Raw genomic sequence first — 14448 nt, forward strand, 5'->3', positions numbered from 1 at the left:
ATCAATGACGGAGATCCGGGCGCCGCGCGGTACGGCGTACACCGCCAAGGGCTGGCCGCAGGAAGCCGCCAAGCGGATGTTGATGAACAACCTCGACCCCGACGTGGCCGAAAGGCCGGAAGATCTTGTGGTGTACGGCGGCACGGGGCGGGCGGCGCGCAACTGGCCCTCCTTCCACGCGATCGTGCGCGAGCTCGACGAGCTCAAGGACGACGAGACCCTGCTCGTGCAGTCGGGCAAGCCGGTCGGCGTCTTCCGTACGCACGAGTGGGCCCCGCGCGTGCTCATCGCCAACTCCAATCTTGTCGGCGACTGGGCCACCTGGCCCGAGTTCCGCCGCCTCGAAAAGCTCGGATTGACCATGTACGGCCAGATGACCGCCGGGTCGTGGATCTACATCGGCACGCAGGGCATCCTCCAGGGGACGTACGAGACGTTCGCCGCCGTGGCCGCCAAGCGTTTCAAGGGCACCCTGGCCGGCACGCTGACCCTGACCGCGGGCTGCGGCGGCATGGGCGGCGCGCAGCCCTTGGCCGTCACCATGAACGGCGGGGTCTGCCTGGTCGTCGACGTGGACCGCTCCCGCTTGGAGCGCCGGGTGCAGACCAGATATCTCGACGAAATCGCCGATAACCTCGATGACGCGATAAATCGGGCGGAAGCGGCTAAGTCCGAAAAGCGCGCGGTGAGCATCGGCGTCGTCGGCAACGCGGCCGTCGTCTTCCCCGAACTGCTGGTCAAGGGGGTCGCCATCGACATCGTCACCGACCAGACGAGCGCCCACGACCCGCTGTCGTACCTTCCGGTCGGCGTCGACCTCGAGGACGCCGCCGACTATGCCGCGACCAAGCCGGAAGAATTCACCGACCGGGCCCGCGCCAGCATGGCCCGCCACGTGGCCGCCATGGTCGGCTTCCAGGACGCCGGGGCCGAGGTCTTCGACTACGGCAACTCGATCCGGGGCGAGGCCAAGCTCGGCGGATATGAGCGTGCCTTCGACTTCCCGGGCTTCGTCCCGGCGTACATCCGGCCGCTTTTCGCCGAAGGCAAAGGCCCGTTCCGCTGGGCCGCCCTCTCCGGCGACCCGGCCGACATCGCGAAGACCGACAAGGCGATCCTCGACCTCTTCCCCGAGAACGAGGCCCTGGCCCGCTGGATCCGGATGGCCGGCGAGCGCGTCGCCTTCCAGGGCCTGCCCGCCCGCATCTGCTGGCTCGGCTACGGCGAGCGCGACGTGGCCGGCGTCCGCTTCAACGACATGGTGGCCAGCGGCGAGATCAGCGCACCCATCGTCATCGGCCGGGACCATCTCGACTCCGGGTCGGTGGCTTCGCCGTACCGGGAGACCGAGTCCATGCTCGACGGCTCGGACGCCATCGCCGACTGGCCGTTGCTCAACGCGATGATCAATACGGCCAGCGGCGCCAGCTGGGTTTCGATCCACCACGGCGGCGGCGTCGGCATCGGCCGGTCCATCCATGCCGGGCAGGTGTGCGTGGCCGACGGCACCGCGCTGGCCGGCCAGAAGATCGAGCGGGTCCTGACCAACGACCCCGGCATGGGCGTCATCCGGCACGTCGACGCCGGCTACGACTCGGACGCCGCCGACGGCGTCCACATCCCGATGCGACAGGACGACAAGTGAGCGCGACTTTCGCGGAGCTCTGGGCCGAGATCGCCCCGATCGGCCGGGTGGCCAATGGTTACGAGCGGTACGCCCTCGAAGAGCCGGAACTGGTCCTGCGGGACTGGTTCCGCAACCAGGCGGCCCGGCGCGACATGCCGGTCACCGACGACGGCAACGGCAACCTGTTCGCCTGGTGGGGCGGGCAGTGGGGGCACGACGCGGTGCTGACCGGATCGCATTTCGACTCGGTTCCGCACGGCGGCGGCTACGACGGCCCGCTCGGCATCGTCAGCGGCTTCCTCGCCGTCGACGAGCTGCGCCGGCGCGGCCACGTGCCGCGCCGCCCGATCGCCGTGGTCGCCTTCGTCGACGAGGAGGGCGGCCGTTTCGGCCTGCCCTGCCTCGGATCACGGCTGCTCACCGGCGCGATCGAGCCGGAGACGGCGGCCGCCCTGACCGACCGCGAGGGCATCACGTTCGGCGAGGCCCTCGGCACCACCCCGGCCGGCCGCCTGCCCGGGCTGACCAGCCGGATCGGCGCGCTGATCGAACTGCACATCGAGCAGGGCCGGGCCCTGGAGGTGCCGGTCGGCGTGGCCAGCGCGATCTGGCCGCACGGCCGCTGGCGGTTCGATTTCACCGGGCACGGCGACCACGCGGGCACGACCCGGATGGCCGACCGGCGCGATCCGATGCTGACCTTCGCCTACACGGTGCTGGCGGCCAACAAGGAGGCCCGGCTGGCCGGCGCGCACGCGACGGTGGCCCGGGTCGAGGTCGAGCCGAACGCCACGAACGCCATCCCGTCGCTGGTACGCGGCTGGCTGGACGCCCGGGCGGCCGAGACGAACACGCTGGACGGCCTGGTCGAGGCCGTGATCAAGCGCGCCTACGACCGGGCGGCCCGCGACGGCGTCGAGGTGTCGGTGACGAACGAGTCGTTCAGCCAGGAGGTCTCCTTCGAGACGTCGCTGGCCGCGCGCATCTCCGAGCTGCTGGGCCACGCGCCGATCCTGCCGACGGGCGCCGGCCACGACGCGGGCGTGCTGTCGGCCCACGTGCCGACGGCGATGCTCTTCGTGCGCAACCCGACCGGCGTCTCGCATTCGCCGGCCGAGCACGCCGAGGAGGCCGACTGCGTCGAGGGGATCCAGGCCTTGGCCCGGGTCCTGCTGGACCTGACATGACCGTCTACCGCTGCGATCTCGCGTGGATCGGCGGCGCGATCGTCGACGATGCCCACATCGAAGTCGTCGACGGGCGCTTCGCCAGCTTGAATTCCGGCAAAACGCCGGACGTGCGGCTGGCTGGTCTCGTGCTGCCGGGCTTCGCCAACGCTCACTCGCACGCTTTTCATAGAGCATTGCGAGGTCGTACGCATGGTGACGGCGGCAGCTTCTGGACCTGGCGCGACAAGATGTACGAGGTCGCGGCGCGCCTGGATCCGGACTCCTATCTGGCGCTGGCCCGGGCCGTCTACGCCGAGATGGCGCTGGCCGGCATCACGGCCGTGGGGGAGTTTCACTACCTGCACCATGCGGAAGGCGGCCTCCACTACGCCGACCCGAACGCCATGGGCCAGGCCCTGATCACCGCCGCGGCCGAGGCCGGGATCCGGATCACGCTGCTCGACACGCTCTACCTGACGGCCGGCGTCGACGGCGCTCCCTTGGAAGGGGTGCAGCGCCGCTTCGGCGACGGTGACTTCGAGGCCTGGGCTTCGCGGGTGGACGCGCTCACCGCGCCCCCGCACGCTTTGATCGGCGCGGCCGTCCACTCTGTACGGGCCGTGCCCGCCCCCGCGATCAGTGAGATGGCCGCCTGGTCGTCTGGTCGTCCGGTACATGTTCATCTCTCCGAACAGCCGGCTGAGAACGAGCAGTGCCGGGCGGTTCACGGCTGCACCCCGACCGAGCTGCTGGAACGGCACGGGCTGCTCGGCGCGAACATCACCGCCGTGCACGCCACCCACCTCACCGGCCGCGACGTCAAGATGCTGGGCGGCAGTGGCACCGGGGTGTGCATGTGCCCGACCACCGAACGCGATCTGGCCGACGGCATCGGGCCGGCCGGTGAGCTGGCCGCGCACGGTTCCCCGCTCAGCCTCGGCAGCGACGGCCACGCCGTGATCGACATGTTCGAGGAGATCCGTGGCCTCGAGATGAACGAGCGCGTGTCCCGCCTGCGGCGCGGCCGCTTCTCGCCGGCCGAGCTGATGACCGCGGCGACCGCGCACACCGCCCTGGGCTGGGACGACGCCGGCGCCATCGAGGTGGGCAGGCGGGCCGACCTGGTCTGCGTGCGCCTCGACAGCGTACGGACGGCCGGCGCCGACCCGGCCCAGGCGATCCTGGCCGCGACCGCGGCCGACATCACCCACGTGATCGCCGACGGCCGCCTGATCGTCTCCGAGGGCCGCCACGTCACGATCGATGTGCCCGCCGCGCTGGCCGAAGGAATCGAGCCATGAGCCTGCTGATCGACAACATCGGGGAGCTCGTCACCAACGACGACGGGGACGGGCTGCTCGGGCTTCGGCGCGACGTCGCACTCGTCGTCGACGGTGATCGCGTCGCCTGGATCGGGCCTCGCAGCGAAGCGCCGGCCGCCGACGAGCGGATCGACGCCGGGGGAGCGGCCGTCCTACCGGGCTTTGTGGACAGTCACGCGCATCTGGTCTTCGCCGGCGACCGGGCCCAGGAGTTCGGCGCGCGCATGGCCGGCGAGCCCTACACCGGCGGCGGCATCCGGACGACCGTCGCCGCGACCCGCGCCGCGAGCGATGAGGAGCTGCTGGGCAACGCCGAACGGCTCGTGGCCGAGATGCGGCGGCAGGGCACCACGACCGTCGAGATCAAGAGCGGCTACGGGCTGAACGTCCTCGACGAAGCGCGGTCGCTGCGCCTGGCCCGGGAGCTGACCGAGGAGACCACCTTCCTGGGTGCGCACGTCGTTCCCGCCGGCCACGAAGCCGACGACTACGTCTCGCTGGTCATCTCCGACATGCTGGACGCCTGTGCCCCGTACAGCAAATGGGTCGATGTTTTCTGTGATCGTGGCGCCTTCGACGGTGACCAGGCGCGGGCCATCCTGACCGCCGGAATCGAGCGCGGGCTGCGGCCCCGGCTGCACGCGAACCAGCTGGCCGCGGGCCCCGGCGTACAACTCGCGGTCGAACTCGGCGCCGCGAGCGCCGACCATTGCACGCATCTGAGCGACGCCGATGTCACCGCCCTCGCCAGCTCGGAGACCGTCGCGACGCTGCTGCCCGGCGCTGAGTTCTCGACCCGGTCGCCCTATCCGGACGCGCGACGGCTGATCGACGCGGGCGTCCGGGTCGCTCTGGCCACCGACTGCAACCCCGGGTCGTCGTACACCAGCTCCATGCCTTTCTGTATCGCCCTGGCCGTTCGCGACATGCGGATGACCCCGGCCGAGGCGGTGCACGCGGCGACCGCCGGCGGTGCGCTCGCCCTGCGCCGCGACGACGTCGGCCGGCTGCGACCCGGCTCCCGGGCCGACCTGACGGTGCTCGACGCGCCGTCCCACCTGCACCTGGCCTACCGGCCCGGCGTACCCCTGATCAGAACCGTTCTGCACAACGGAGTGGCGCAATGACCGTCATCGTCCAGCCCACCGGGGTCACCCCGGCCGATGTCATCGCCGTGGCCCGCCACGACGCCCGCGTCGAGATCGCCCCCGAGACCGTCGCCGCGATGGAGACGAGCCGAGCGATCGTCGACCGGATCGAGGCGTCCGGCAAGCCCGTCTACGGCGTGTCGACCGGCTTCGGCGCGCTCGCCAACACCCGTATTGAACCGGAGAGGCGGGCCGAACTGCAGCACGCGCTGATCCGCTCGCACGCGGCCGGTGTCGGCGCGCCGATGCCTCGCGAGGTCGTACGGGCCATGATGTTGCTTCGCTTGCGGTCTTTGGCTCTGGGGCGTTCGGGTGTACGGCCGGTGCTCGCTCAGGGCCTGGCCGACCTGCTCAACCACGACATCACCCCGTGGGTGCCGGAGCACGGCTCGCTGGGCGCCTCGGGCGACCTGGCCCCGCTCGCCCACTGCGCGATCGTGCTGCTCGGCGAGGGCTGGGTGATGGGCAAGGACGGCGCCCGGCACTCCGCGGCCGAGGCCCTGCACGCGGCCGGCCTGCGACCGCTGGAGCTGGCCGCGAAGGAGGGCCTGGCCCTGATCAACGGCACCGACGGCATGCTCGGCATGCTGCTGCTGGCCGTCGACGACGCGGCCCACCTGTTCACCATGGCCGACGTGACGGCGGCCCTGGCCATCGAGGCCATGCTCGGCTCGGAACGCCCCTTCCTGCCCGAGCTGCACGAGATCCGTCCCCACCCGGGCCAGACCTCCTCGGCCGCGAACATCCTGCGCCTGCTCCAGAACTCGGCGATCATGGACTCGCACCGCGACGACCTGGCCCACGCGGTGCAGGACGCCTACTCGATGCGCTGCGCGCCCCAGGTCGCCGGCGCGGCCCGGGACACCCTCGATTTCGTACGCCAGGTGGCCGCCCGCGAGCTCGTCTCGGTCGTCGACAACCCGGTGGTCCTGCCCGACGGCCGGGTCGAGTCCACCGGCAACTTCCACGGCGCCCCGCTCGGCTTCGCCGCCGACTTCCTGGCCATCGCCGCCGCCGAGGTGGGCGCGATCGCCGAACGCCGGGTCGACCGCCTGCTGGACGTGACCCGCAACCGCGACCTGCCCCCGTTCCTGTCCCCGGACGCCGGCGTCAACTCGGGCCTGATGATCGCCCAGTACACGGCCGCCGGCATCGTCGCCGAGAACCGCCGCCTGGCCGCCCCGGCCTCGGTCGACTCCCTCCCGACCAGCGGCATGCAGGAGGACCACGTCTCGATGGGCTGGGCCGCGACGAAGAAGCTCCGCACGGTCCTCGACAACCTGACCAGCCTGCTGGCCGTGGAGCTGCTTGCGGCCGTACGGGGTTTGCAGCTGCGCCACCCCTTGACGCCTTCCCCGGCCGGCACGGCCGCGGTGGCCGCACTGGCCCCGGTTGCGGGTTCGCCGGGCCCGGACCTGTTCCTGGCCCCGGTGATGGAAGAGGCCCGCCGGGTGGTCGCCGACCGCCGCCTGCGTACAGAGATCGAGCAGAGCACCGGCCCGCTGCTCTGAGAGGGAGGAATGCGCGTTGAGCGGGACGAACGAGGTCACCATCTGCAGCAGTTCGAAGTACTACGAACTGGTGCGGACTGTCGCGGGCCGGCTCACCGACCGGCGGGTCACCGTCAATACGCCGCGGTTCGACTTCGATGAGGAGGTCGTCCAGGTCACGGCCGACCAGAAACGGATGCTCACCCACGAGTTCCTGGGCAAGGTCCGCCGGTCCGCCTGCATCTATGTGGTCGCCGTCGAGGGCTACACCGGTTGCAGCGTCACCATCGAGGTGGGCTTCGCGGCAGCGTTGAACATTCCGATCTTCGTCTCGGAGCCGCCCGCCGAGGCCGCCGTCAGCGCACTGGTCAGCGAAGTGGTCAGCATCGACGACGCACCGGATTTCTTGGCGAAGTGGGTCACCGGGGGCTGATCGCCCGGTGTCAAGCGGCGTCGAGATAGGCGTCGAGGGCGGCGGCCCCGGTGAGCATGGCCCGGCCCCGGGCCGTCAGGCGGGCGTGCCAACCCTCCAACGCCGACTCCAGAGGCTCGACGCCGCCCGCGGAACGGACCTGACCGATCAACGGGGCTATCTGCTCCAGCCGGTAGCCGCCCCGTCGTAGCTGGTGGATCAGCTGGGTGTCTCTGATGTCGGCGGGGGAGTAGACCCGGTAACCCGTCTGTGGGTCGCGGCGCGGATGGACCAGGCCGGCCCTCTCCCACTTGCGCAGCGTGGCCGGGCGAAGGCCCAGCTTGCGGGCAAGGGGACCGACGAACGTGTCGGCTCGCTCCGGCTCCACCGGGCCCAGGTCGCGCAGTGCCGCCTCGACCGCTCGCAATGTTCGGCGGTCCTCCAACAGCTGGGCGTGGCTTTCGTCGATCAGGCGGAGCGCGTCGGCCTCGGCGTCCCGGTTCAGGGACTGCATGATCGCGGCGGCGGTCCGGTGGCCGTGGCCAGGGAGAAGGGCCAGGAACGCTCGCAGCGCCCGGGCGTGGCGGGGCGTGTACGTGCGATAGCCGTACCGGGTTCGTTCGGCCGGCGGCAGGATGCCCAGCGCCTCGTAATTGCGGACCGCTTGGGCCGACAAGCCATGCTCCCGGGCCAGGTCCACCGGTCGCAGTGTTTGAGGGTTTCGGGTCACGGTCCTGCCAATAAAAGCGGAAAGTCTCAACCGACGGTTCAACGATACTGTTGAGAGGTATGACTGACGACGTTATGGCGTTGCTTCCGGAGCGGCCGCGAGTGCTGGCCCTCGGCGAGCCCACTCACTTCGAGGATTCTCTGCTCCGAGTGCGCAACGATCTCTTCCGGCAACTTGTCGAGCGTGAGGGCTTCCGGGTGATCGCCATCGAGAGCGACTGCCTGATGGGGCTGCTCGTCGACGACTACGTCGTGCACGGGGCCGGCTCGCTGGACGAGGTCATGGAGCGGGGCTTCAGCCACGAGTTCGGCACGATGGCGGGGAATCGTGAGCTTGTGCGCTGGATGCGGGCGTACAACGAAAACCGTCCTTTGCCCGAGAGGGTGCGCTTCGCCGGCTTCGACGGGCCGTTGGAGATCACCGGTGGGGCGAGCCCCCGGGAGGCCCTCACCGGACTGCACGGCTTCCTGTCCGGGCGGGTCGAGGCGATGCCCTGCACGGTGGCGGAGCTTGATCGTCTGATCGGCGATGACGGGCGCTGGCCCAACCCGGACGCGATGATGGACCCGTCGCAGTCGGTGGGCCGGACGGCCGAGGCGCAACAACTGCGCCTTCTGGCCGGCGATCTGGTCGCTCTTCTCGATTCGGAGATGCCACACCTCATCGCGACGTCCACAGAGGATGAGTGGCGGAAGGCCCGGTTGTACGGGCGTACCGCAACCGGCCTTTTGCTTTATCACCACTGGATGGCCGATTCGTCGCCCGCGCGCCTGCCCCGGGTGCTCGGCCAGCGGGCCTTGATGATGGCGGCCAACCTGATGGCGGAGACCGAGCGTGGCCCGGTCATGGCCTTCGCCCAGAACAGCCACCTCCAGCGCGCGAAGAGCAGCATCCGGCTGGGCGGCCCGCTGCTGCACTGGTGGAGCGCCGGCTCGATCGTCGCCGCCCAACTCGGCCGGGGTTACGCCTTCGTGGCCACCGCTCTCGGCACGATCCGCCGTCGGGGCGTCGAAACCCCGCCGATCAACACCATTGAGGGCTTGCTGTACGCCACCGCGGGCGACCGCTTCGTCGTCGATCCCCGCGAACTTCCGGCCGGCGCGGAACCGCGGGTGTCGTCCTGGTTCGGTTACGCCCCGCTCGATCCGGCCCATCTGCCGAGCATCGACGCGATCGTCTACGTCAAGGACGCCGATTAATCATTCAGATTGAGAATCATCTGTCGCCGGTATGGTGGCGCCATGGCAAGTGAGCGGCCGCGGACGCCGGTGGGGAGTGTGTCGTTTCGGCTCGGTGTGCTCGGGGTCGCGCAAGAGGCGCAGTTCGCGGCGGGGCTGGCCGGGCTCGAGCTGAAACCGAAGCACGTGGCCGTGCTGAGCGTGCTGCGGGTCAAGGGCGCCGAGTCGCAACTGGAGCTGTCGCAGGTCATGCGGGTCGCCCCGAGCCTCGTGGTGCTGCTGGTCGATCAGCTGGAGACGCGCGGGGCGGTGGCCCGGGTGCGTGATCCGGCCGATCGGCGCAAGCAGCAGGTGCACCTCACCGTCGAGGGCGCGCGCCTGCTGGAGGCGGCCACCGAGGTGTCGGCGCGCCTGGACGAGGAGCTGATCGCCTCGCTCAGCGCGGCCGACCGGGCCGCCCTGGCCCGGGTGCTCGACCGGCTCGCCGCCGGCGACGGACTGTTGTCGGGGAGATAGACCGCCACCGCTACGGTGAGCGGTGTGACCGACACGTTGCCGATCCGCCGTCGCGAGCTGGCCGAGATCCTCGCCGACATCGAGAACGGGCGCTCGGCCGGGGTTCTGGTGCTCGGCATCGACGGCTCCGGCAAGACAGTCCTGCTCGGCATGCTCGGCGAGGACCTGCGTCAGCGGGGCCGGGCCGTCTTCCACGTCGACTTGTCGGGAGTGCGCCGCGCGGTCGAGGTGGGCAGCCGGGTTCTGGAGGCCGTGCTCGGGACGCGCACGTTGCAGTCGTCGTCGGGGGCGCCGGCCCTGTCCGAGACGATCGAGGTGCTGCGGGCGGCCGAGCCCGATGTGGACCGGCCCGTGCTGATCTTCGACAGCCTCGACTCGGCGGTCGACCCGGCCGGTACGGCGTCCGCCCTCACCGAGTTGAGCCATCTCTTGCCGCATTGGCAGTTCGTGGTCGGCTCGCGGCCACCGGTCACCGGTGGCCTGGAGCAGTTCGCCGCGTACACCCTGGCCCCGCTCAGCCGCGACGAGGCGGCGCTGCTGTTCCGCCGGCTGATCCAGGGCGTCGACGGCGTGGAGACGAGCGGGGCGGCGTCGATCCGGGACTACATCGAGCAGATCATCGAGCGGGTCGTCGAGGGCACACCCGACCCGGACAAGACCCGCTCGCTGCTCGACCGGCTCGCCCTGACCGGCGGGCGCGAGCGCATCGACGTGCTGGCCGCCCGATCGGGTGTCCTCGAGGACGACGCCGTCCGCCTGTTCCTCAACGCGCCGGCCGGTTCGGCCGCGGGCCCGATCGTGGTCCTGCCCGATCTGGTGCGCGACGTCTACCTCGCGTGGCGGCTGGCCGGACGGCCGTTCCAGCTGTCCGAACTGCGGTTCGGCGCCGAGGACGCGGAGCGCGACGACCTGCTGGAGGAGAGCTTCGTCCTCTGGCAGAACGTGGGGTCGATCCTCGGCCAGCGCCGCTCGATCGTCGTCGGCGACCGCGGCGCCGGCAAGAGCGCGATCTTCCACAAGCTCTCCGCGGGCCAGGAGAACGTCGAGGTCTTTCCGGTGGCCAACCCGAGCGACCTCCTCCAGCGGATCGCCGGCGCCAACACCCACGACGCCGACACGCTGCGCGCGGCCTGGCTGGTGGTGGTCGCGGCCGTGGTGGCGGCGGCGCTGCCCGAGGACGCGCCCCGCAAACTGCTTCAGGAGGGCGCCGAGCTGCGTACGGCCGTGGGCCTGCCCAGCCGGGCGATCGGCCGCACCAAGCGGGCCCTGCGGGCCATGGCCCGCCCGTTCGGCGGCACCACGCTGCGGTTCGCCGTCGGGCCGGTCAACCTGGAGGCCGAGCTGCCGGTGGGCAGCGCGCCGAGCACCAGCACGGTCGACGTCGAGGCGTTCCTGAACGTCACCGACAAGATCCTGCGGGCCGAGAAGCGCCGGGCCGTGGTGCTCTTCGACCGGATCGACGAGCTTTTCAAGTACGACCGCGCCCGCCAGGAGGCCGTCGTGCAGGGCCTGCTGCAGGTGGAGGGACGGATCAGCCTGCTCGACGGCCTCGACCTGGTCGTCTTCCTGCGCACCGACCTGTTCGAGCTCTACGACATCCAGGAGAAGAACAAGCTGGTCTCGCGCCGGCTGGTGCTCGACTGGACCGAGGAGGACTGGCTCCAGGTGCTGGTCCGCCGGGTGCTGGCCAACGCGCCGCTGGGCTGGGTGGCCGAGCGGCTCCGGCTGCCGGCCGGCGGTTTCGAGACCCGCCCGGCGCTCAGCGTGCTCTTCCCGGCCACGGTCGAGGGCCGTCCGATCGATCGGTGGCTCTCCGACTCCGTACGCAATGGCAATGGTGACGTCTCGCCGCGCCTGGCCGTGCTCCTGCTTCACCTGGCCCGCGAATATTCGGCCCGTCCCCACGCGACCGTGAACGCGCTGCCGCTCTTCTCGGCGGCGGCGGTCGCGCGGGCCATGACCGAGGTGTCGGAGCTGAGCTTCTCCGAGGTGGTGAACGACTTCAAGGTCGCGTCGTCGTTCGTCCTGAACTGCCGCGCCGGCAAACGCACGCTGTTCAGCCTGGGCGAGGTCGAAGGCCTCTTCGAGGCCTCGGAGGGCCCGATCAGCGAGCAGGTACGCCTCCTGGAGCGCCTCGGCTTCCTCGAACGGGTGGTCCGCGACAACGGCGACGGCGCGCGCTCGATGTTCCGGATCCCGGAGCTCTACACCCGCTGCTGGGAGTCCTCCTAGCCGGGCGTGAAAAGCTGGCCGGCATGCACATCACGGCCCTGTACTCGTACCCCGTCAAGGGTTGCCACCGGATCGAGCACGACGTGGCGGAGGTGGAGCCGTGGGGCCTGGCCGGTGACCGGCGGTGGCTGATGGTCGACCCGGACGGCGTGGGCATCACGCAGCGCGAAACTCCCCGCCTCACCCAACTGCGGGCCCGCCACCGCCCGGGCGGTCTGGTGCTGAGCGCGCCCGGCCTTCCCGACCTCGACATCGACGAGCCCACCGACGGGCCGATCGAGGCCGTACGGGTCTTCCGGCGCAAGCAGGCGGTGCCCGGCCGCGTCGCCGAGAAGGAGTGGAGCAGCCGTTTCCTCGACCGCGACGCGCGGCTCGTGTGGCAGCAGGACACGCGGGGGCGTTCGCTGGAGTCACACGCCCGGCCGGACGACCGGGTGAGCTTCGCCGACGGGTTCCCGATGCTGCTGGCCAACGAGGGATCGCTGGCCGCGCTCAACGACTGGCTGCCCGAGCCGGTGCCGATGACGCGTTTCCGGCCCAACCTGGTCGTCGGCGGCGCGCCGGCCTGGGCCGAGGACTCCTGGCTGGGCCGGCGGCTGCGGGTCGGCGACGCGACGTTCCGGGCGGCCAAGTCGTGTGCGCGCTGCCTGGTGACGACGATCGATCAGGAGACGGGCGAGAAGGGCCGCGAGCCGCTGCGGATGCTCGCTCAGCACCGGCGCTTCGACGACGGACTACTCTTTGCCATCAACCTGATTCCCGACATTTCCGATGTGTCGATTAAAGTGGGCGATCCGGTCGAAGTGCTCGAACCGATCGGGTGAAGCAAGCCACCCGAGTCTTAGGAGTGTCTTAGGAAAGTTGCCGCCACCCCCTCGGCGGTGCAGGGTCGGTCAGCGTGACCGGAAGATTTCGCCTGCTGACGCCCCGCTGGCTCGCCGCTGGAGGTGCCGCCGTCCTGGCCGCCGTCCTCGGTATGGCCCTCGTTTTCCAGAACAGTGGCGCCGCGTGCGCGGCCCCGCCGTCCACGTCGGCGAGCAAGGGCAAGGCGACGTACTTCTCCTTGGACGGGACGCTCGGTAACTGCTCGTTCCCGTCGGCGCCGGCCGACGATCTGTTCGTGGCGCTGGGGCAGCACAACCAATACTCCGAGGGCGCGGCCTGCGGCACGTACATCGACGTCACCGGCCCGAAGGGCTCGACCCGGGTGAAGGTCATCGACTCCTGCCCGGAATGCCCGGCCGGTCACCTCGACCTGAGCCTTACGGCGTTCAAGAAGATCGGCGTGCAGTCGGACGGGATCATCCCGATCACGTACAAGACGGTGCCGAACGCCGCCGTGCCGGGCCCCATCTCCGTACGGGTGAAGGAAGGCTCGTCCCAGTACTGGCTGAGCGTGCTGATCGACAACCACTCGAACCAGCTGGCCTCGGTCAAGATCGCCGGATCGGGCGGCACGTTCAAGTCGGCCACCCACGAGGACTTCAACTACTGGACGCTGCCGAGCGGCGCCGGCAACGGCCCCTTCAAAATCAAAATCACCGATGTGTACGGCAACTCGGTGACCGTCCCCAACATCAAGCTCACCGAGGGCAAGACGCAGAAGACCAGCACGAAACTGGTGTCTTCCACGTCGTCCGCCCCGGTGAAGAAGAAGGCCCCCGCCACCAAGAAGGCAACACCGTCAGCCACCCCGTCGAAGAAGCCGGCCCCTAGCTCGGCCGCCCCTTCATCGGTGGCCCCTTCATCGGCGTCGCCGCTGACGGAGCGGCTGGAGTCGGCCGCCACCACCGAACCCACGACGGCCCCGCCGGCCCAGGCCCCCGTCGACTTGGCCGCCGGCACGCCGTCGAAGTGCGGCTGACCTCCCGCCTGGCTTTCTAGGGCCTGTCCTGCCGATCAAGCGAGTGCGAGGCGAGGTTCAGGTGGTGGCTGGCGTCGGGCGCGGCGCGCCGGCATCCCGGTGTTGGATGTCGGTGTGTCGCGGCTGCCGTCAGGCGCCACCTGAACCACGCCGCAGCCCCGCTTGACCGGCAGGACAGGCCCTAGGCCAGGTCCAGCCACATGTAGGTCTCGTCGCGGTCGTCCCCGGGGGCCAGCCGCAGCGCGCCCGGGATGCGGCCCACCTCGCGGTAGCCGAGCCCGAGATAGAACCGCTCGATCCCCAGCCCACCCCGCACGGTGACCTGAAGCGCGGCCAGCCCCATCCGCCGCCCGAGCGCTTCGGCCTCCCGCATGAGGGCGGCCCCGTACCCCTTGCCCTGGCTCTTGGGCGTGACCATCACCCGCTTGAGCACCCGCCAGTGATCCTTCAACACAAACCGGTTGTTGACGACGAAGAGCAACGCCACCAGTTCGTGCCCGTCGATCCCCACCAGCAGCCGGTCATACCCTTCCTCGACCGCTCGAAAGGCCGCCTCGGCCACCGGCCGCACCGCATCAGCCTCCACGGGCGCGACAAATCCCACCGCCCCACCCGCGTTGGTGACGTCGACCCACAGGCCAACCACGCGCTCCTTCAGCCTGTCGGAAAGCGGCGGATCCACAACAAACTCGATTCCCATCCCCTCATCTTCACGGCATTTCGTCCGTACGCCCGTGTGCCCTCCGTCTCGCCACCCACC

The 14448-nt window shown here is 70.5% G+C and carries 13 protein-coding genes; 11 read left to right on the forward strand and 2 right to left on the reverse strand.

What is annotated here, in order from left to right; translation table 11 throughout:
• Nucleotides 1-4 precede the first annotated feature (4 nt).
• Genes hutU through ACFY36_RS44865 form a run of 6 tightly spaced genes read left to right on the forward strand, consistent with a single transcriptional unit; the run spans nt 5 to nt 7189 of the window.
• Entirely contained in the window at nt 5-1645 is a 1641-nt protein-coding gene (hutU, locus tag ACFY36_RS44840) for a urocanate hydratase (protein WP_499752040.1), read from the forward strand.
• Nucleotides 1642-2814, forward strand: a complete 1173-nt coding sequence (locus ACFY36_RS44845) for a Zn-dependent hydrolase (RefSeq protein ID WP_498694834.1) — start codon at nt 1642-1644, stop codon at nt 2812-2814. The genes hutU and ACFY36_RS44845 overlap by 4 nt, the downstream gene beginning before the upstream one ends.
• Nucleotides 2811-4097: a formimidoylglutamate deiminase gene (locus ACFY36_RS44850; protein WP_499752041.1), complete on the forward strand. Its 1287-nt coding sequence runs from the start codon at nt 2811-2813 to the stop codon at nt 4095-4097. The genes ACFY36_RS44845 and ACFY36_RS44850 overlap by 4 nt, the downstream gene beginning before the upstream one ends.
• Complete coding sequence (hutI, locus tag ACFY36_RS44855; protein ID WP_499752042.1) at nt 4094-5245, forward strand: imidazolonepropionase; 1152 nt, start codon at nt 4094-4096, stop codon at nt 5243-5245. The genes ACFY36_RS44850 and hutI overlap by 4 nt, the downstream gene beginning before the upstream one ends.
• Nucleotides 5242-6777: a histidine ammonia-lyase gene (hutH, locus tag ACFY36_RS44860; RefSeq protein WP_499752043.1), complete on the forward strand. Its 1536-nt coding sequence runs from the start codon at nt 5242-5244 to the stop codon at nt 6775-6777. Before hutI ends, hutH begins: the two co-directional genes overlap by 4 nt.
• Nucleotides 6778-6793: 16 nt before the next feature.
• The gene (locus ACFY36_RS44865) at nt 6794-7189 is read left to right on the forward strand and encodes a hypothetical protein (protein ID WP_499752044.1); all 396 of its coding nucleotides are present in this window, start codon (nt 6794-6796) and stop codon (nt 7187-7189) included.
• A gap of 10 nt (nt 7190-7199) precedes the next feature.
• Here ACFY36_RS44865 and ACFY36_RS44870 read toward each other — a convergent pair whose 3' ends face one another.
• Complete coding sequence (locus ACFY36_RS44870; protein ID WP_499752045.1) at nt 7200-7868, reverse strand: TioE family transcriptional regulator; 669 nt, start codon at nt 7866-7868, stop codon at nt 7200-7202.
• Nucleotides 7869-7957: 89 nt separating this feature from the next.
• Here ACFY36_RS44870 and ACFY36_RS44875 point away from each other — a divergent pair, with 89 nt between their 5' ends.
• From ACFY36_RS44875 to ACFY36_RS44895, 5 genes are all read left to right on the forward strand, one after another.
• Nucleotides 7958-9097, forward strand: coding sequence for an erythromycin esterase family protein (locus ACFY36_RS44875; RefSeq protein ID WP_499752046.1), 1140 nt, complete (start codon nt 7958-7960; stop codon nt 9095-9097).
• A 42-nt stretch (nt 9098-9139) separates the two neighbouring features.
• On the forward strand, nt 9140-9592 hold the full coding sequence (locus ACFY36_RS44880; RefSeq protein WP_499752047.1) for a MarR family winged helix-turn-helix transcriptional regulator: 453 nt from the start codon (nt 9140-9142) through the stop codon (nt 9590-9592).
• 24 nt (nt 9593-9616) lie between these two features.
• Entirely contained in the window at nt 9617-11824 is a 2208-nt protein-coding gene (locus ACFY36_RS44885; RefSeq protein WP_499752048.1) for a P-loop ATPase, Sll1717 family, read from the forward strand.
• A 23-nt stretch (nt 11825-11847) separates the two neighbouring features.
• Complete coding sequence (locus ACFY36_RS44890) at nt 11848-12648, forward strand: MOSC domain-containing protein (RefSeq protein ID WP_499752049.1); 801 nt, start codon at nt 11848-11850, stop codon at nt 12646-12648.
• A 74-nt stretch (nt 12649-12722) separates the two neighbouring features.
• Nucleotides 12723-13688, forward strand: coding sequence for an expansin EXLX1 family cellulose-binding protein (locus ACFY36_RS44895; protein ID WP_499752050.1), 966 nt, complete (start codon nt 12723-12725; stop codon nt 13686-13688).
• A 181-nt stretch (nt 13689-13869) separates the two neighbouring features.
• Here ACFY36_RS44895 and ACFY36_RS44900 read toward each other — a convergent pair whose 3' ends face one another.
• The gene (locus tag ACFY36_RS44900; RefSeq protein ID WP_499752051.1) at nt 13870-14388 is read right to left on the reverse strand and encodes a GNAT family N-acetyltransferase; all 519 of its coding nucleotides are present in this window, start codon (nt 14386-14388) and stop codon (nt 13870-13872) included.
• Nucleotides 14389-14448: the final 60 nt, after the last annotated feature.

Source organism: Actinoplanes sp. NPDC000266 (assembly GCF_042899005.1).
GTDB lineage: Bacteria > Actinomycetota > Actinomycetes > Mycobacteriales > Micromonosporaceae > Actinoplanes.